Below are 19,209 nucleotides of genomic sequence, written 5' to 3'. Positions count from 1 at the left end.
GTGTGGGGCCGGGGCAACGGCGACACGGAAGCAGGTCGGCCGCGCTCAGGCGGCGAACCGCTCCACGCGCAGCACGCAGGACAACCCGCTCTCGGCGGTCCCGATCGTCGTCGACCACTCGTCCGAGGCGCCGGCGGCGACCGAGGCGACGTCGACCTCCTTCACCGCGCGGGTGTCCGACTGGCCCTTGAGCAACGACACGTAGATGCGGTACCCCTGCGCGCTCTTCGCGGGGTTCTCGACGGTGCCGGTGACGGCCCAGTCGGACCCGGACTTCTTGCACGAACTGACCTGGACGTCCTTGAGCGCCCCCACGTAGTCGCCCGTGCCGCCGGCCGGGGTGTCCACGTCGGTGATCGCCGGACGCTCGGTGGCCGAGGCCTTCGGGGTCGACGAGGCGCCGCCGTCCGGGGTGTCGCCGCCGGAGCAGCCGGCGAGGCCGAGGCCGAGCGCGGCGACGCCGGCGATCGCGAACAGACGGGCGGACAGGGAGCGCGTGGGGCGCAGGGTCATCGGTGTTCCTTCCGGGTGCGGCGACGGCTCCCGATGGCCGCCGTGGCGATGCCGAGCGCCACCAGGAGTGCGGCGACGGCGATGGCCGGTACGGGGTCAGCGCCGGTGAACGCGAGGGCAGGGACCCCCGCGGCCGGGCGGACCACGATCCGGACGGTGTCGGGCGCGGACACGATCGGTTCGTCACCGGGCAGGGTCCCGGGCTGTGGCGTGCCGATCGCCGTTGCGCTGTTCTCGACGCTACCGGACGCACCGTCGGACTGTCCGACGGTGTACGTCGCGGTGGCGGTCACGCGCTGCCCCGGGGCGAGGGTCCCGGTCGCGCCCGGCCACTGGCCGTACACGACGTCGGAGAGTCCGGGCATGCGGTCGTCGACGCGGACGTCGCGCAGCGTGACGGTGCCGGTGTTCACGACGGTGAAGCCGTACCGCAGCTCCTGCCCGACGGTGCCGTCCGTGCCCGCGGCGTACTGCACGGTCTTGGTGATCGTCAGCGCGCCGTGGCCGCCGAGCGGGGTCCCGGCGGTGGACGGCTCGCTGCCGACGACGATGCCGCCGGGTGCGTCGCCGTGCACGGTCGCCGTGTTCACCAGCGAGCCGGCGTCGACGTCGGCCTGGGTGACGACGTACGTCGCCGTCCCGACGGCCTGCTCACCGGGCGCGAGCACGCCCGGTTCGTCCGGCCAGCTCCAGGTGATCCCGGACAGTCGTGCCATCGGGTCGTCGATCCGGACGCCGCTGAGCGGGACGTCACCGTCGTTCGTGACCGTGAACGTGTAGTCCACGCGGTCGCCGAGCGTTCCGGTGGCACCGGGGGCGAGCGTGCTCCGCTTGTCGAGCGTCAGGTGCGGACCGGCCGGCGGCGTGGGCGCGGCCGTGGTCGGCACGGTCGCGGCGCCACCGCCGGCGGTCGCCGTGCCGTCGGGTGCCGTGCCGGTCGCACGGGCCGTGTTGACGACCCCGCCGGCACCGACGTCGGCCTGCGTGACGACCGAGGTGCCCGAGACCTGTGCAGTCTCGCCAGGTGCCAGCGTGCCCGCGGCGGCGGGCCACGTGGTGCCGGTGGTGGTGAAGCCCGCGAGCTCGTCCGAGACGGTCACGTCGGTGAGCGTCACCGTGCCGGTGTTCGCCACGTCGATCGTCCAGCGCACCTCGGCTCCGCCGACGGCGTCGCCGACGGTCGAGCCGCGCTTCGTGACGAGCAGTGCCGGCGTGCCGGTGACCGTCGTGGTGCCGGCGTCGGTGTCCTGCACGGCGGCGCCGTCGGGTGTGGTGCCCGCGGTGGTCGCCGTGCTCGTGATCGAACCGCGGTCGACGTCGGCCTGGGTCAGCGTGTACACGGCGGTGGCCGTCGCGGTCTCCCCCGGCCGCAGGACACCGCTCGCGTCCGGCCACCGGACCGTGACGGCGCCGAGGCCCGGCTGGCCGTCGGCGACGGTGACGCCGCGCAGGGTCGTGCTGCCGGTGTTCGTCACCGTGAACGTGAAGGTCACGTCGTCGCCCGCACGTCCGGTGGCGCCGTCGGCGAGCTGCTGACGCTTCTCGATCGAGATGCCGGCGGTCGCGGCGGCGAGCGGCACGGTGGTGCTGCCGGTGGCGGTGACGGGTGCCCCGGTGGGCGGGTTGCCGATCGCCGTCGCGGTGTTCACCACGCTGCCGGCGTCGACGTCGTCCTGCGTGACGGTGGCGGCGGCGGTCGCGGTCACCGAGTCGCCCGGTGCGAGTGTCCCGTCGAACCCGGCCGGGAACGTCAGTGCGCCGAGGCCCGGCAGCGGGTCGCTGACGGCGAGGTCCCGCACCGTGGTCGTCCCCGTGTTGCGGACCGTCACGCGGTAGTCGACCGTGTCACCGACCGAACCGGTGGCGCCGTCGGCCAGCGTGCCGGTCTTGGCGACCTCGAGCTCCGGCGACCCGGGCAGCACGAGCGTCGCCTCCGTGGTGGCCTCGACGTCCGTGCCGGCCGGCGGGGTGCCCGTCGTCGTCGCCGTGCTGCCGACCGTCCCGCGGTCGACGTCCGCCTGGGTGAGCGTGTAGCTCGCGGTGGCGGTGACGACCTGCCCGGGCGCGAGCGTGCCCGGGGCCCCCGGCCAGTCGAAGGTCGGTCGGCCGGCACCGTCCTGCGCGTCCGTCACGCCGACACCGGTCAGCGTCGAGGTGCCGGAGTTGGTCACGCGGTAGGTGAAGGTGACGACGTCCCCGGCCCGCGGCGCGGTGTCACCGTCGGGCAGGGTGGCCGACTTCGTGATGCCGATGCGGGCGTCGGCTGGTCCGGTCTCGACCGTGGCCGAGGCATCGGCGGTCGCGGTGGAACCGTCCGGTGCCGTCGCCGTCGTGGTGGCCGGGTTCGTCACGCTGCCCGCGTCGAACTGCGCCTGCGTGATGACCGACGTGGCGGTGGCGGTGACGGACTGCCCGGGCGCGAGGACCCCGGAGTCGGCCGGCCAGGTGCCGAAGGTCGCGGTGCCGCCGAGCTGCTGCTGCAGGGCGGTGCGGTCGAGGGTCACGGACCCGGTGTTCGTCACGACGTAGGTCCACTGGACGGTGTCACCGACCGCGCCGGTCGCGCCCGGTGCGAGCGCACCCCGTTCGGTGAGCGCGACGGCCGGACGGCCGGTGATCGTGACGGCGGCCGAGTCGGTCGCGGTGACGGTCGTGCCGCCGGGTCCGGTGCCGGTCGTGGTCGCACGGGAGGCCTGGGTCCCCCGGTCGACGTCGGCCTGCGTCAACGACGTGGTCGCCGTCGCACGCGCGCTCTCGCCCGGCGCGAGCACACCGGTCCGCCCCGGCCAGGTGATCGCGATCGCCTGGGTGCCGGGTCGTTCGTCGGCGAGGGTGACCCCGGTGAGCGTCGACGTGCCGGTGTTGGTCACGACGTAGCCGAACGCGACGGTGTCACCGGCCCGTCCGGAGGCGTCGTCGGCCAGGCGCGCGGTCTTCGTGACGTCGATGCGCTGGGTCGCGCTCCGCAGGGCCACGGTGGCGCTGTCCCGCTGCACGCCGGGGTCGGTGACGCCCGACGGGACGGCAGCGTCGGATGCCGCACGGTTCACGACGCTCCCGGCGTCCACGTCCGTCTGGGTGACGGTCGACCGCGCGGTGGCGGTGACGGACTGTCCGGGCAGCAGGGTGCCAGCGGTGCCGTTCGGCCACGTGACGACGGCGGGGTCGCCCACACCGGGCAGCGCGTCGGTGACCGCCAGGTCGGTGAGCGTGACCGTGCCGGTGTTCGTGACGCGGTAGGTCCAGTCGATGCGGTCTCCGAGCACGCCGGTGGCGCCGCCGGCCAGTGCGCCGGTCGTGTCGATCGTCCACGCGGCGGTCCGGACCGTGTCCACCCCACCGGCCGCGGTGGCCGTGACGACGTCGCCCGAGGGCACGGTGCCGGTCGTCGTCGCGGTGCTCGTGACGGAACCACGGTCGACGTCGGCCTGGGTCAGCGTGTACGTGGCCGAGGCGGTGACGGTCTGCCCGGGGGCGAGCGAACCGACCGCTCCGGGCCAGCGGCCGTACGCCACGGTGCCGAGGCCGCGCTGGTCGTCGTCGAGGGTGACGTCGGACAGCGTGCGGTTGCCGGGGTTCGAGATCGTCCAGGTGAACGTCACCGTGTCGCCCGCGACGCCCGTGCCCGAGGTCACGCGCTCGTCCTTCACCAGTGCGATGGCGGCGTCCGGGTCGACGGTGCGGACCGTCACGCCGTCGGTCGCCGTCACCGGGGCACCGGCGGGCGGGTTCGCCCACGCGGTCGCCTGGTTCACGATGCTGCCGGCGTCGACGTCGGCCTGGGTGACGGTGTACTCCGCGGTGGCGGTGACCACGGCTCCGGGGGCGAGGGTGCCCTCGGCTGCCGGCCAGTCGGCGTCGAGCGGCGAGAGCCCCGCCAGGCGGTCGGTCGCGGTGACGTCGGTGAGCGTCACGGTGCCGGTGTTCTCGCCGCGCAGCGTGTAGCGGACCGTGTCGCCGACCCGGCCCGTGCCGCCGTCGACGTAGGAAGCCGTCTTCGAGAAGGCCAGTTCCGCATCCGGTGCGATCGTCACCGAGCGGGTGTCGGTGTCGCGGACCCCGACGCCGCCCGGAGCCGTGCCGGTCGCGGCGACCGTGCTCGTCAGGGCGCCGGAGTCGACCTCGGCCTGGGTGAGCACGTGCGACGCCGTGGCGGTCACGGTCTGCCCCGGAGCCAGCCGGCCGGTGGTGCCGGGCCAGGTGCCGAAGGTGATCGCCGACACGTCGGTCTGGTCGTCGGTGGCGCCGACGCCGGACAGCGAGACGTTGCCGGTGTTCGTGACGTCGTAGCGGTACTCGACGCGGTCGCCGGCCCTGCCGGTGGCGCCGTCGGCGAGCGTCGCGGTCTTGACGACGCCGATGCGCGGACCGGACGCGGCGGTCTCGACGGTCGCACCGTCGGTGCCGGTGACGTCGGTGCCGTCGGGAGCACGCCCGACGACGGTCGCCGTGTTCGCGACGGAACCGGCGTCGACGTCGGACTGCAGGATCGTGTAGGTCGCCGTCGCGGTGACGGTCTGTCCGGGTGCGAGGACCCCGACCGAGCCGGGCCAGTCGCCGACCGTCGGGTCGGTGAGTCCGGCCAGACGGTCGCGGAAGTCGAGGAGCTCGACGGTCACGTTGCCGGTGTTCGTCGCGGCGAAGGTGTACTGGATGCCCTCGCCGGCGGCGCCCGTGGCACCGGGCGCGAGCCGACCCTGCTTGCCGAGCGACAGCCCTGGAGCCGCGGCGAGGTCGACGCCGGCGGTGTCGGTGGCGCGCACCGTGCCTCCCGTCGGGGTGGTGCCGGTGGCGGTGGCGGCGCTCGCGACGCGGGCCGCGTCGACGTCGGCCTGGGTGAGGGCGTACGTGGCGGTCGCCGTCACGGACTCCCCGGGGGCCAGCCGGCCGACGGTGCCGCCGGACCAGGTGCCGTAGGTGACCGTCGAGGTCCCGATCTGCGCGTCGGTCGCACGGACGCCGGTGAGCGTCTGGTTGCCGGTGTTCGTGATCGTGTACCCGAGGCGCACGGTGTCGCCGACCGAGGGTGCTCCGGACCCGGTCAGGCGCTCCGTCTTGACGATGTCGATCGCGGGCGCACCGTCCGACGTGCGGACGGTCGCGCTGTCCGATGCCGACACGTCGTCGCCTCGGGCCGGGGTCGCGGTGACCGTGGCCTGGTTGACGATGCTGCCGGCGTCGACGTCCGACTGCGTCACGGTGTACGCGGCGCGGGCGACGAGCGACTGTCCGGGCGCGAGCGAACCGTCGTCCTGGGGACCGGAGCCGACCGAGACCGTGCCGAGGCCGGCGAGCCGGTCCGTGACGCGGGCGGCGTCGAGCGTGACCTGCCCCGTGTTCGTGACGGTGAAGGTGTAGTCCACCGTGTCGCCGACACGACCGGTGCCGCCGTCGGCGTACGCGGCGCGCTTCGCGACCGACACCCCGGCGGGTGCGGTCAGCGTGACCGCCGCCTGGGCGCCGTCGGCGACCTCGGTCCCCTTCGGGCTGGTGGCGGTGGCGGTCGCGGTGCTGCCGATCGACCCGCGGTCGACGTCCGCCTGGGTGAGCGTGTACGTGGCGGTGGCCGTCACGGACTCGCCGGGTGCGAGCGTGCCGGTGCCGGACGGCCACGTGCCGAAGGCGATGTCGGACAGGCCGGCCTGGGCGTCGTCGAGAGCGGTGCCGGACAGCGTCGCCGTGCCGGTGTTGGTGACCGTGTAGCCGAGACGGACGGTGTCGCCGGCCACGCCGGTGGCGCCGGGCGCGAGCTGCTCGGTCTTGTCGAGCCGGATCCCGGGCGCCGCTGCGGCGAGGGGCACGGTCGCGGTGTCCGAGGCCGTGACCGGGTCGCCGGCCGGCGTGCGGCCGGTGGCGGTGGCGTCGTTGAGCACGCTGCCCGCGTCGACGTCCGCCTGGGTGACCCGGTAGGTCGCGGTGCCGGTGACGGTGCGCCCCGGCTCGAGGCGGCCCGCTGCTGCGGGCCAGTCCGCGATCTCGACGTCGGAGACGCCGGACAGGACGTCCGCGACGCCGACGCCGGTGAGCGTGACGGTGCCGGTGTTCGTGATCCGGAAGCCGTAGCGGACGGTGTCGCCGACCGCTCCGGTCGCGCCGCCGAGCGTGCCGGTCTTGTCGATCGACAGCGTGCCGCGCGGGGTGATGGTGACGGAGCCCTCGTCCGAGTCGGACACGGCGGCGCCGCGCGGCGGGACACCGGTGGTCGTCGCGGTGCTCGTGACGGTGCCCCGGTCGACGTCCTGCTGCGTCAGGGTGTACGTGGCGTGGGCGACGACGGACTGGCCGGGCGCCAGGCGGCCGGCGGTGCCGGACGGCCAGGTGTCGAACCGGACGGCGGAGACGCCCTGCTGCGAGTCGGACACGTCGACGTCGGTGAGCGTGACGTCGCCGCGGTTCGTGACGGTGAACGTCAGGTCGACCGTGTCGCCGGCCCGGCTGGTCGCACCGGACGGCAGCGTCTCGGACTTCTGCACCGTGATGCCGGGAGCGCCCGACGTGGTCACGACCGTGCGGGTGCCCGAACCGGACGCGGTCGTGCCGGCCGGGGTGGTCCCCACCGCGGTCGCGGTGTTCGCGATCGACCCGGCGTCGACGTCGTCCTGGGTGACGGTGCGGTCGGCGGTGACGACGACGGCCTGCCCCGGGGCGAGCGTGCCCGCGGTGGTGTTCGGCCACGTCGTCGTCGGCGTGCCGAGGCCGGCGAGCGGGTCGGACACGGTGACGCCGGTGAGCGTGGTCTGGCCGGTGTTCGTCGACGTGACGGTGTAGCGGACGACGTCGCCGACCTGCACCGCCCCGATGTTCCCGGTGCCGACGGTCGCGGCGGTCTTCCGCGTGCTGAGGCCCGAGGTCGGCGTGAGCGTGACCGTCCCGTCGTCGGTCGCGGTGACGGCGGCCCCGCTGCGACGGTCGGTCGCCGTGGTGGTCGCGCCGCTCGACAGCGCGATGCCGTCGGCGGTGTCCGTGGCGGCACGGTCGACGTCCGCCTGTGTCAGCCGGTAGGTCGCGGACGCCGTGACGGACTGTCCGGGCGCCAGCGACCCGACCGTGCCGGACGGCCAGGCGCCGTACGCGACGGCGCCGAGGCCGGGCTGCTCGTCGGTCAGGGCGACCCCGGTGAGGGTCGTCGTGCCGGCGTTCGTGATCGTGTAGCCGAACCGGACGGTGTCGCCGGCCACACCCGCGTCGCCGTCGGCCAGGGCCTCGGTCTTGTCGAGCGTGATGGTCGGCGTGCTGGCGTCGACACCGGTGGTGCTCGTCGCGGTCCGGGTGATCGCGGACCCGGTCGGCGGGCTGGCGACGGCGTTCGCGCGGTTCAGCACGCTGCCGGAGTCGACGTCTGCCTGGCTGATCGTGTACGCGGCGGTCGCGGTCGCGGCTTCGCCCGGCCCGACGACGCCGGGCTTCGCGGGGTCCGGCCAGCGGTACTCGAGCACGCCGACGCCCTGCAGCTGGTCGGTCATCTGCAGCAGGTCGAGGGTCGTGTTGCCGGTGTTGCGTGCGGTCAGCGTGAAGGTCAGCGCATCGCCGACGCCGGCGGTGCTGCCCGAGGGCGCTCCCTGCTTCGAGAAGACGAAGGAGTTCACCTGGGTGATCGGCACGGTGCGGTAGCTCGTCGCGGTGACGGCCTCGCCGCCGTTCGACGGGGTGCCGGTCGTGCGCGCCGGACTCGTGACGAAGCCGGCGTCGATGTCCGCCTGGGTCAGGGTGTGCACAGCGGTGGCGGTGACGGTCTGCCCGGGCGTGAGCCGGCCGGTGGTGCCGGACGGCCAGGTGCCGTAGGCGATCGCTCCGGTGCCGCCGGGCCCCGGGTCGGCTCCGGCATCGGCTCCGGCGTCGGTGATGCCGACACCGGTGAGCGTGAAGTCGCCGGTGTTCGTGACGGTGTAGCCGAGCAGCACCGGGTCGCCGGGCGCCGGTGTCCCGGTGCCGGGGACGGTGGCCTGCTTGACGATGCCGATCGCCGCGGTGTTCTCGGCGTCGGTGGCGATCGTGACGGTCGCGTCGCCGCTGGTCGTCGAACCGGCCGGCGTCGCGCCGGAGACGGTCGCGGTGTTCGTGATGCTGCCGGCGTCGACGTCGGCCTGCGTGACCGTGTACCGGGCGGTGGCACGGACCCGCTCCCACGGCGCCAGGGACCCGGCGCTGCCGCCGGACCACTCGACGTCGCGCAGGGTGGCGGAGCCGTCGACCGGGGTCGCCTGCGCGAGACCGAGCAGCTGGTCGCGGAGCGCGAGCCCGGTGAGCGTCACCGATCCGGTGTTCGTCGCCAGGAACGAGAACACCACGGTGTCGCCGACCTGGCCGCTCTGCACCGCACCGGAGGGGCCGGTGCCGTAGCGGGCGGTCTTCGTCAGCGTGACGGCGGGCTGCGGGGTGATGGTCACGCCGTCGGTGGCGGTCGCGGTGACGCGCACCCCGGCGGGCGTGGTGCCGAACGCGGTCGCGGCGGAACGGATGCCGCCGGAGTCGACGTCGGACTGGCTGATCGTGTAGGTGGCGGTCGCCGTGGCGGAGCGGCCCGGCGCGAGCGTGATGGTGGTGTCACCGTCGGCGAACACGACGCTCGAGATGCCGCGCTGCGCGTCCTGCACGCCCACGACGGTGAGCGTGACGTTGCCGGTGTTGGTGACGACGTACCGCATGTCGACCTGGTCGCCGGCGGTCGCGGCGCGGGTCTTCGAGCCGTCGGCGTCGAAGGTCTGGACCTTGCTGACGGCGAGCCCGGGGGCGGCGTCCGAGGTGCGGACGGTGGCGGCGGACGTCGCGGTGACGGTCGCCGGGTCGGTGCCGCTGGGCGCGGTGCCGGTGACGGACGAGGTGTCGACGAGGGACCCGGCGTCGACGTCGTCCTGGGTCACGGTCGAGGTGCTGGTGGCGGTGAGCGTCTCACCCGGTGCCAGGCGGTTCGGCGCGTTCGGCCACGCGTACGTCACGGTGCCGCCCAGGGCGTGCACGACCTCGGGGACCGACAGCGTCACGGTGCCGGTGTTCGTCGCCTGGTACGTCCAGGTGACGACGGAGCCGACGCCGCCGTTGCCGGTCGTCACGGATCCGGTCTCGGTGAGCGCGACCCCGGGGACGCGCTTCGGCACGACGGAGCCGGTGTCGGACGCCCGCACGGTGGTGCCGCCGGGCGAGACACCCGTCGTGGTCGCGTCGCTCGACACCCGGCCGCGGTCGACGTCGGCCTGGGTCAGCGTGTACGTCGCCGTGACGGTCACGGACTGTCCGACGCCCAGCGTGCCGGCGGTGCCGGACGGCCACGTGCCGTACGTGAAGGCGGAGTGGCCGGACTGGTCGTCGGTCAGCGCCACGTTCGTCAGGGTCTGGTTGCCACTGTTCGTGATCGTGTAGCCGAGCCGCACGGTGTCGCCGGCGACCCCCGTGGCCGTGGTGGCCAGGCGCTCGGTCTTCGCGAGGGCGATGGCCGGGGCACCCGAGGCCGGGGTGACCGTGGCGGTGCCGGTCGCACGGACGGTGCCGCCACCGGGGGTCGTCGCCGACGACGAGGCGGTGTTCACGATGCTGCCGGCGTCGATGTCCGACTGGCTGATCGTGTACGTCGCCGTGCCGCGGACGGTCTGCCCCGGCGCGAGTGTGCCCGCGGTGCCCGAGGGCCAGGTGCCGTACGTGATGCCGGACAGGCCGGACAGCGGGTCGGTGACGGCGATGCCGCGCAGGGTCGTGGTGCCGGTGTTGGCGACGTCGAAGCGGTAGGTCACGGTGTCACCGGCACGACCGGTGCCGCCGACGACCGCGCTCTTGGTGACGGTCATCCCCGGCGCCGGCGCGATGGTCTGCGCGGCCGTCGCGGGGGTCGCCACGGCGGTGCCCTGCGGGTTCGTGCCGGACACCGTGGCGCGGTTCGACACCGTGCCGCCGTCGACGTCCGCCTGCGTGACCGTGTACGGGGCCGTCGCCGTGACGGACTGTCCGGGGGCGAGTCGCCCGGCGGCCCCCGGCCACCGGTATGTCAGGGTGCCGAGGCCGGCGTGCGGATCGGTGATCGTGACGCCCGTGAGCGTCTGGTTGCCGGCGTTCGTGGCGCGGAACGTGTAGTCGAGCGTGTCGCCCGCCGCGCCGGTGTACCCGGCGCCCGTCGCCACGGACTTCGTGAACGTCAGCGCCGGGTTGCCCGCGAGCGGGATCGTGCCGGAGCCCTGCGCCGTCGGGGTCGCCGTGCCGGACGGACCGGTGCCGGTCGCCGTCGCGGTGTTCGTGACCGACCCGGCGTCCAGGTCGGACTGTGTCACGGTGCCGGTCGCCGTCGCGGTGACGGTCTGCCCCGGCGCGAGCGTGCCCGCCGTGCCGGACGGCCACGTGCCGTAGGTGAGTGCCGAGAGCCCGGCGAGGGAGTCCGTCGCCCGTACCGTCGTCAGCGTGGTGTTGCCCGTGTTGGTGATCCGGAGTGTCCACGTGCCGGTGTCGCCGGCCGTACCGGTCGACCCGGCAGCGAGCGCGCCGGACTTCGCGACGCTGATCGCGGCAGTGCGGTCCACCGACACCGAGGCAGCGGCGACCTGGTTCACGGCCGTGCCGTTCGGGGTCGACCCGGCGATCGTCGCGGTGTTGCGGACGGTGCCGGCGTCGATCTGCGCCTGGGTCAGCGTCGAGGTGGCCATCGCCGTGACGGTCGCACCGGGTGCGAGTCGGCCGGTGGCCCCGGGCCACGAGTACGTGACCGCGGACAGGCCGGGCAACTGGTCGGCGATCGCGACGCCGGTGAGCGTGACGTTCCCGGTGTTGCGGGCTGTGAAGGTCCAGTCGACCCGGCTGCCGGCCGACGGGGTGCCGGAGCCCGCGACGACGCCGGACTTCGCGAACGACAGGGTGCCGCTCGAGGGGATCTGCAGGGTGTTCGGCGAGCTCGCCGTGATGGTCGTCGTCGCGGGCGTCCGCGCCGAGCCCTGCGCCGTGTTCACCACGCTGCCGGCGTCGACGTCGGCCTGCGTGAGCGTGTAGCGGGCTGTCGCCGTGACGGACTGCCCGGGGGCGAGCGTGCCGACCGTACCGGAGGTCCACGTCCCGTACGTCACCGCGGAGACGCCGGCCAGGGCGTCGGCGACGGTGACCGAGGTCAGGGTCTGGTTGCCGGTGTTCCGCGCGGTGAACGTGTAGTCCACGGTGTCCCCGGCGGCTCCGGTCGCGCCGGCCGCCAGGGCACCGGTCTTCGACACGGTGAGCGCGGGCGACGCCGGGACCGTCGTGGTCGCGGACGCCGCGTTCGTGGCGGTGGTGCCGTCGGGTGCGGTGCCCTTCGCGGTCGCGGTGTTCCGGACCGCACCCGCGTCGACGTCCTTCTGGGTGAGCTGGTAGTTCGCCGTCGCCGTCGCGGTCTGCCCCGGCGTCAACCGGCCGCTGGTCCCCGGCCACGAGTACGCGATCGACGACAGCCCGGTGAGCGGGTCGCTGACGGTGACGCCGGTGAGCGTGGTGTTGCCGGAGTTCCGGACGGTGAACGTGTAGGTCACGGTGTCGCCGACGGCGCCGGTGGACCCGGCCGCGAGCGCGCCGGACTTGGCGATCGCGATGCCGGGTGCGCGGGAGAGCGCGACCGCCGCGGTCGTCGTCGAGGACGCCGACTGGCCGGAGCCGTCGGCGCGCGTGGTGCCGGCTGCCGTCGCGGTGTTCACGATGCTGCCCGCGTCGACGTCCGCCTGGGTCAGGGTCGACGTGGCGGTCGCCGTGACGGTCTGGTTCGGGTCGAGGCGTCCGGTGGCGCCCGGCCACGAGTACGTGCGCGCTGAGATGCCGGCGAGTTCGTCGGCGATCGCGACGCCGTACAGGGTCGTGTTGCCGGTGTTCGTCGCGGTGAAGCGCCAGTTCACGGTGTCGCCGACGCCGCCGGTCGCGCCGCTCGCGAGCGAGCCGCTCTTCGTCACGGCGATCTTCTGCGCGGCGGCGATGTCGACGGTCTTCGAGGTCTGTCCGCTCGTCACGGCGGTGCCGGACGGGTTCGTGCCCGAGGCGGTCGCGGTGTTCGTGATCGCTCCGGCGTCGACCTGCGCCTGCGTCAGCGTCGACGTGGCGGTCGCGGTGACGGACTGTCCGGGAGCGAGCTTCCCGGTGGTGCCGGAGGCCCAGCTGCCGTACGCGATCGCCGAGATCCCGGCGAGCGGGTCGGCGATGGTCACGCCGGTCAGGGTGCGGTTGCCCCCGTTCGTGACGGTGAAGGTCCAGTTGACGGTGTCGCCGGCCCGACCGGTCGCGCCGGACGCCAGGCTCCCGTCCTTGACGATGGTCAGCCGGGAGGCGTCGGTCACCGCCACGGTCGCCGTCGCGTCGGTCGCGGTGACGGTCGACCCCGTCGCCCCCTTGGCAGCGGCACCGGCCGTGTTCACGACGCTGCCCGCGTCGACGTCGGTCTGTGTGAGGGCGGAGGTCGCGGTCCCGGTCACGGACTGTCCCGGTGCGAGCGTGCCGCTCGTGCCCGACGGCCAGGTGCCGTAGGTGATCGCGGAGACCCCGCTGAGCCGGTCGGTGATCGATGCGGTCGTGACGGTCTGGTTGCCGGCGTTCGTCAACCGGAACGACCAGTTCACGGTGTCGCCGGCCTTGCCGGTGGACCCCGACGCGATCGCACCCGACTTCGTCAGGGTGAGGGCGTTCGCGGCCGGGACGGCGACCGATGCGCTGGCCGTCGGCGCGGTGACGGTGCTGCCCGTGGCGCTCCGGCCCGACGCGGTCGCGGTGTTCGTCACCGTGCCGGCGTCGACCTGCGCCTGGGTCAGGGTCGCGGTCGCGGTGGCGGTGACGGACTGCCCGGGACCGAGCCTGCCGGTCGTTCCCTGCGGCCACGTGCCGTAGGTGATCGCTGAGACCCCGGCGACCTGGTCCGTGATGGTCGCGGCGGTGACGGTCTGGGCACCGGTGTTGGTCAGGCGGAAGGACCAGTTCACGGTGTCGCCGACGCGGCCGGTCGACCCGGAGGCGAGGGCGCCGGACTTCGTCAGGGCGAGGGCGTTGGCCGCGGTGAGCGGCTGGGTGCGCGAGGCGGTCGCGGTGGGCTTCGGGCCGCCGTCGGGGTCGGTGCCCGTGACGGTGGCGGTGTTCGCGACGGAGCCGGCATCGACGTCGGTCTGGGTCAGCGTGTAGGTACCGGTCGCGGTGACGGACTGTCCGGGCTGGAGCGACCCGCTCGTGCCGGACGGCCAGGTGCCGTAGGTGAGTGCGGAGAGTCCGGAGAGCGGGTCGGTGATCGCGACGCCGGTGAGCGGTCCGGTGCCGTTGTTCGTGGCGGTGAACGTGTAGTTCACGGTGTCGCCCGCCTTGCCGGTGGCACCGGAGGCGAGGGCGGAGGTCTTCGTCAGGGCCAGCGACGACAGGTAGGTGTTGGTCGACCCGGTGTCGGCGACGGTGACGCTCGTGTCGCCGGCGACCTGGCCGGTCGCGGTGACGGAGCTGGTGGTCGACGCCGCGGTGGGCGGTGGGCCGGTGCACCGCACGGTCGCGGTCGCACCGGACGCGAGCGGCCCCGCGATCGTGGACGACGGCGTGCAGGTTTCGGTGTCCGGGAACGTCAGCTGGATGTTCGACAGCGCCACCGACCCGTTGTTCGTCACGGTGACCGAGTACGCGGTGTTCTCGGTCGCGGTGCGGTACTGGTCGTTGACCGTGCCGTCGAGGGTCTTCACGACGCTGAGCGCGGCGGTCGGCACCGACAGCACGGCGTTCTGCAGCAGGTACGAGTCCCCGCTCGTGCCGACGGTCAGGGTCATCGAGGTGTCGCCCTTGTCCACGCCGGACAGGGTCTGCGTGTGCACGTCGACGCTCTGGTTCGTGAACGTCGACGTGTCGCTCGTCTGGGTGTACCGCGCGGAGCCGTCTGCCTGCCCGACGCCGATGTTGCCCGCGGCGTTCTTCGTGTTGAGCACCTCGGTCGGGGAGCCGCCCTGCGGGGTGTACCGCATGTAATCGCCGGTGATGCCGCGGTCGCCCTCGTAGAGCGTGTAGCCGAACTTCACACCGGACTGCAGCGCCGAGAAGCCGGTGAAGTTCACGGTGAGGGGGCTGTCCGACGCCGCCTCGCGCACGTGCCCCTGGTAGTAGATGACCTTGTGCGGGGCGGAGTTCGTGTTGCCGGGGATGTACTTGCCGTAGTCGTAGACGACCGTCAGCGACCAGCCCGCGTAGCACCCGGCACCGACCGCCGCCCAGATGTTGCCGGCGCTGACCGGCAGCGCCGACCCGGTGGTGGCGCCGGCGAAGGCGCTCGTGACGTCAGCGGAGCCCGAGTAGTACAGCGCGCTGGCCTGCGATGCGGGGTCCTCGAGCAGGGCGTCGGGCGTGACGGTGCGGATCGCCGCGGAGCCGACCTTGAGCTGCACGCCCTGGGTCCGGTAGCCCGAGGCCGCGTCCGGACGGGTGGCGTACCACTGCGAACCGTTCGCCGAGTTGCCCGAGCAGGTCACGTTGCCGGAGCCGGTGAAGACCCCGGTGTTGGCGCTCCAGTCGAGGTACGCCTTCGCCACGGTCGCGCCGGACGGGATCGTGATCGAGCCGGTCGACGAGTTCGTGCTGAACCCGCTGACGGTGTTCGAGTTCACCATCTTGAAGTAGTCGTTGTACGACGTGGAGACGCCCGAGCCGGGGTTGTTGGCGTGCAGGTCCGTGCACGAACCGCTGGTGTTCGTCGCCGTCAGTGCCGCACCCGAGCACGCCAGGACCCCGTTGCCGGTCATCGTGAAGTCGCCGTTGACCGTCGCCTGGTAGTTCGGCGCCTGGTCACCGCCGACACCCCACTGCACGACGGCGGCCTGGGCGATGCCCTCGGTGCCGAGGGCGACGCCGGCCGTCGGGATGAGCACGGCGAGCGCCATCGCCAGACCCCGGAACCAGCGGGGTCGAACGGCGGTCTCCGCACGGTGGCGGGGGCGTGGTGCGAGCAGCAAGCAGTGACCTTCCGGGCACGTCGAACAGACCCTTGGGAGTGGTCGGGTCCACGCTGCCGGGTGGGATCAGGAAACGGCGACCGCCTCACAGGTCGCCAGGTCCATCCTGTGCATGCTCACGGACACGTGTCGCCCAAACGAGGGTTTTTCACCCTGCCATTCACCCCGTCCGGGGGACGCCGGCGTGCTGCACGATCCACGAGTGCATGACGATCGCAGCCGCCGCCGAGGCGTTGATGCTCCGCGTCGACCCGAACTGCGTGATCTCCAGGTGCCCGGACGCCCCGGCCACCGCTTCGTCGGTGAGCCCGGGGCCCTCCTGGCCGAACAGGAACACGCACCGCTCCGGGATCGCCGCGGTCTCGATGCGATCGGCGCCGGGGGTGTTGTCGATCGCGATCACCGGGCGCTGCTCCTCGGCCATCGCGGCCAGGAACGCCAGCACGTCGGGGTGGTACCGGACGTGCTGGTACCGGTCGGTCACCATCGCGCCGCGCTTGTTCCAGCGCCGCCGCCCGATGATGTGCACGGTGCCGGCCAGGAACGCGTTGGCGCTCCGCACGATCGACCCGATGTTCAGGTCGTGCTGCCAGTTCTCGATCGCCACGTCGAACGCGTGCCGGCGGGTGTCGAGCTCGGCGACGATGGCGTCCATCGACCAGTACCGGAAGTGGTCGAGCACGTTCCGCGAGTCCCCCGCCGCCAGCAGCTCCGGGTCGAGCCGCGGGTCGTCCGGCCAGGGCTCCGGGTGCGGGCCGACGCCGTTCGTCGTCAGTTCGTGCGTCGGGGCGGGCTCGTCGGTCACGCCTCCAGGGTAGAGCCGCGGCGAACCGGGCCGGTCGGCGCGAGTCCGACGAACGTGGTCCAGCCGAACGCCCGCCGCGTCACGGTGTCACTGCGTACCCGGGCGGAGGAAGTCCTCCGGCACGGCACCGGCGTTCGTCGCCGCGAAGATGCGCTTCCGATCACTCGGACGGGTCGGGTCGAACACGACGACGACGGTCGCTCCGAGCACCGGGCCGGTTCCGTCGCCGAACCCCTCGGTCCGGTCGACCCAGCGCTGTTGTCCCTGGAGGTCCGTGAACGTGAAGGTCCAGCGCAGCAGCGTGAAGGAGGCGTCGTGGGCGGTCGAGCCGCTGACCGCGGTGACGATCCCGTCGACCCGGCGCCCCGCACGCAGCAGCTGTTCGAGCCGACCGCGTCGGCCGCCCTGCCCGCGGCGTGCAACCGTCCCGCCGATCAGGGCGACCAGCGCCAGCGCGGTGACCAGTGCGGGGATCCACCACGCAGCGGCGTACCAGATCCAGCCGCCGATGCCCCAGACTTCGTCGCGGCCGAACGCCGGGTCGACGGTGGTCCCGACGCGGTCGACGGGCGCCCACTGCGTCGCGGTCGTCCACCAGAGCCCGGCTGCGGCGCCGACGAGCCAGATGCTCACCGGTCCCACCCCGACGAACTCCGACGCCCGGCCTGCGAAGCGGTGGTTCCACTTCGAGTACATGCCCAGCGTGACGATCGACCCCGTGACCGCGACGGGCATCGCCCACCACGGGTACTCCGGGTCCGGCGTGTCCGAGAACACGCTGTTGACGGTCATGTCCCGGATGGTGCCGAGGACGGACCCGAGCGCGTACCCGACGACGACGCCGACGGCGAGCAGGAGCGCCGCCCACACGATCGTCATGACCAGTGCACGGGCGCTGCCCTGCTGCGCGGCGGCCTTCGCACGGAGGGCGGCGGCCGGATCGGTGGTGCTCATGATCGACGTGCGTGGTCGGTCAGTACGAGTACGTCGGATCGGGGGCGTTCGCCGCGAGGACCGCGATCGTCACGAACAGCCCGATGTACAGCAGCGTGACCACCCCACCGACGATGACCGCGGCGAGCGCGAGGCCGCGGCCCCCCTCGGATCGTCTGCGCGCCTGCGACATCGCGACGAGACCGAGGATGAACCCGATCAGCGGTGCGACGAACGCCGCGACGAGCGAGATGATCGCGAGGGTGTTCGTGCGGTGCGGGACGGAACCGTAGGGCTGCGGAACGGAAGACTGTGGGGATTGGTACTGAGTGGACATCGTGAAAGACGGTATCTCACATCTTTTTTTGTTGGGAAGCGTACCGAAATTCAGCGGACGCGCGATTCGATCCCGGCGACGAGGACGTCGAGCCCGAGCGCGAAGCGTGCGTCGTACGAGTGCTCCCCCAGGAGCTCTCCGACGAGCGCATGCCGCTCGGGACGCCCGGCCTCGGCATCGCCCCGCCCGATCTCCACCGAGGTGTGCCCGACCACGAAGTCGTACACGACGAAGAACGCGTACATCGCCTCGGCATCGGGCAGCCCGGCAGAACGGAGCGCCCCGACGACCTTCGCCACGACAGCGTCGGACTCGGTGGACACCAGGGCCCCGCGCCGGCTGTGCGACTCGAGCACCAGGGGGTGGGTGCGCATCAGGTCGCGGAACGTCGTGGCGAAGGTGCGCACCACGGCGTGCCACTCGTCCGGCCAGACGAAGGTGGCGGTGAACTCGTCGACGGTGCGACGGACGAGTTCACCGTGCAGGTCGTCGAGGCCGCCGATGGTCCGGTGCACGGTCATCGGTGCGACGCCGAGCCGCACCCCGAGGGCACGGAACGACAGGCGGTCGAGGCCGTCCTCGTTCGCGATCGCCGTCGCGGCGTCGATCACCTGCTCGCGGCTCAGCACGTTGGGCCGGCCCCGACGTCGTCGCGGTGTCGCCTCGACCAGATCGGGAGCCGCTTCCAGGTCCGGCACCGCAGCGGGGCGGGGCGTGGCGGTCGGGGATCCGGGTTCGACGAGCACGGCGGGTTCTCCTTGATTCGGTACGTGTCCCGAAAAGCCTAGGGCAAAGCCGAGTGGCGTTCGGTGACTCGACCATCTCGGGTCCGCGGGCGACGCGCAAGAGCCGATCCGCGCCTCCCGGCCCCTTCGAAGGAACCCGGCCGACGGGCCGGCCCGTCGGCCGTGCGCAGTAGGGTGAGCCCATGGCGACCCGCGACGACGTCGAGTGCTGGCTGACCGACATGGACGGCGTGCTCGTCCACGAGAACCAGGCCCTCCCCGGTGCCCCCGAGCTCATCCAGCAGTGGCTCGACGAGGGCACCGAGTTCCTCGTCCTGACGAACAACTCGATCTTCACGCCGCGTGACCTCAGCGCCCGGCTCCGGAGCTCGGGCCTGCACGTCCCCGAGGAGCGCATCTGGACGAGCGCCCTCGCCACGGCCGACTTCTGCAAGTCCCAGATGCCCGGCGGCTCCGCGTTCGTCATCGGCGAGGCCGGCATGACCACCGCCCTGCACGAAGCCGGGTTCATCATGACCGAGACCGCCCCCGACTACGTCGTCGTCGGCGAGACCCGCAACTACTCGTTCGAGGCGATCACCAAGGCCGTCCGCCTGATCCGCGACGGCGCCCGCTTCATCGTCACCAACCCCGACGCCACCGGCCCGTCGGCCGAGGGCGTCCTGCCCGCCACGGGCGCGATCGCCGCGATGATCGAGAAGGCGACCGGCAAGCAGCCGTACGTGGTCGGCAAGCCAAACCCGATGATGTTCCGCTCGGCGATGAACCGCATCGGCGCGCACTCCGAGAACACCGGCATGATCGGCGACCGGATGGACACCGACGTGCAGGCCGGCATCGAGGCGGGGCTGCACACCGTCCTCGTGATGACGGGCATCAGCGACCAGGCCGAGATCGACCGCTACCCGTTCCGTCCGAGCGAGGTCATCTCCGGCGTGCACGAACTCGTGCGCACCGCCCCCTTCGAGGTCGAGCTGTAGC

7 protein-coding genes are annotated in these 19,209 nt (G+C 73.2%); 1 reads left to right on the top strand and 6 read right to left on the bottom strand.

Annotation, left to right across the window (positions count from 1 at the left end; translation table 11 throughout):
• Window positions 1-45: 45 nt before the first annotated feature.
• From EDF28_RS05755 to EDF28_RS05655, 6 genes are all read right to left on the bottom strand, one after another.
• Entirely contained in the window at window positions 46-513 is a 468-nt protein-coding gene (locus EDF28_RS05755) for a hypothetical protein (RefSeq protein WP_123937461.1), read from the bottom strand.
• The gene (locus EDF28_RS19165; RefSeq protein ID WP_185094142.1) at window positions 510-15,407 is read right to left on the bottom strand and encodes a DUF11 domain-containing protein; all 14,898 of its coding nucleotides are present in this window, start codon (window positions 15,405-15,407) and stop codon (window positions 510-512) included. Before EDF28_RS19165 ends, EDF28_RS05755 begins: the two co-directional genes overlap by 4 nt.
• Window positions 15,408-15,567: 160 nt before the next feature.
• On the bottom strand, window positions 15,568-16,212 hold the full coding sequence (locus EDF28_RS05670; RefSeq protein ID WP_123937460.1) for a TrmH family RNA methyltransferase: 645 nt from the start codon (window positions 16,210-16,212) through the stop codon (window positions 15,568-15,570).
• An 87-nt stretch (window positions 16,213-16,299) separates the two neighbouring features.
• On the bottom strand, window positions 16,300-17,166 hold the full coding sequence (locus tag EDF28_RS05665; RefSeq protein ID WP_123672029.1) for a hypothetical protein: 867 nt from the start codon (window positions 17,164-17,166) through the stop codon (window positions 16,300-16,302).
• A 19-nt stretch (window positions 17,167-17,185) separates the two neighbouring features.
• Window positions 17,186-17,482 carry a DUF4190 domain-containing protein gene (locus EDF28_RS05660; RefSeq protein WP_123937459.1) on the bottom strand — a complete coding sequence of 99 codons (297 nt, stop codon included), beginning with the start codon at window positions 17,480-17,482 and terminating at the stop codon, window positions 17,186-17,188.
• A 50-nt stretch (window positions 17,483-17,532) separates the two neighbouring features.
• Window positions 17,533-18,228 carry a TetR/AcrR family transcriptional regulator C-terminal domain-containing protein gene (locus tag EDF28_RS05655; protein ID WP_123937458.1) on the bottom strand — a complete coding sequence of 232 codons (696 nt, stop codon included), beginning with the start codon at window positions 18,226-18,228 and terminating at the stop codon, window positions 17,533-17,535.
• 182 nt (window positions 18,229-18,410) lie between these two features.
• Between EDF28_RS05655 and EDF28_RS05650 the strand changes: the two genes are divergently transcribed.
• Window positions 18,411-19,208 carry an HAD-IIA family hydrolase gene (locus EDF28_RS05650; RefSeq protein ID WP_111086157.1) on the top strand — a complete coding sequence of 266 codons (798 nt, stop codon included), beginning with the start codon at window positions 18,411-18,413 and terminating at the stop codon, window positions 19,206-19,208.
• Window position 19,209 lies beyond the last annotated feature (1 nt).

Origin of the sequence: Curtobacterium sp. PhB137 (assembly GCF_003814955.1) — a bacterium.
GTDB lineage: Bacteria > Actinomycetota > Actinomycetes > Actinomycetales > Microbacteriaceae > Curtobacterium.
Note: the sequence above shows the minus strand (reverse complement) of the source record. Positions and strands in the feature narration are given on the sequence as shown.

Bases quoted from the DNA above. Each gene is read 5' to 3' on its own strand.
- EDF28_RS05755 (WP_123937461.1), bottom strand. From the start codon at position 513: ATGACCCTGCGCCCCACGCGCTCCCTGTCCGCCCGTCTGTTCGCGATC.
- EDF28_RS05660 (WP_123937459.1), bottom strand. From the start codon at position 17,482: ATGTCCACTCAGTACCAATCCCCACAGTCTTCCGTTCCGCAGCCCTAC.
- EDF28_RS05650 (WP_111086157.1), top strand. From the start codon at position 18,411: ATGGCGACCCGCGACGACGTCGAGTGCTGGCTGACCGACATGGACGGC.
- EDF28_RS05665 (WP_123672029.1), bottom strand. From the start codon at position 17,166: ATGAGCACCACCGATCCGGCCGCCGCCCTCCGTGCGAAGGCCGCCGCG.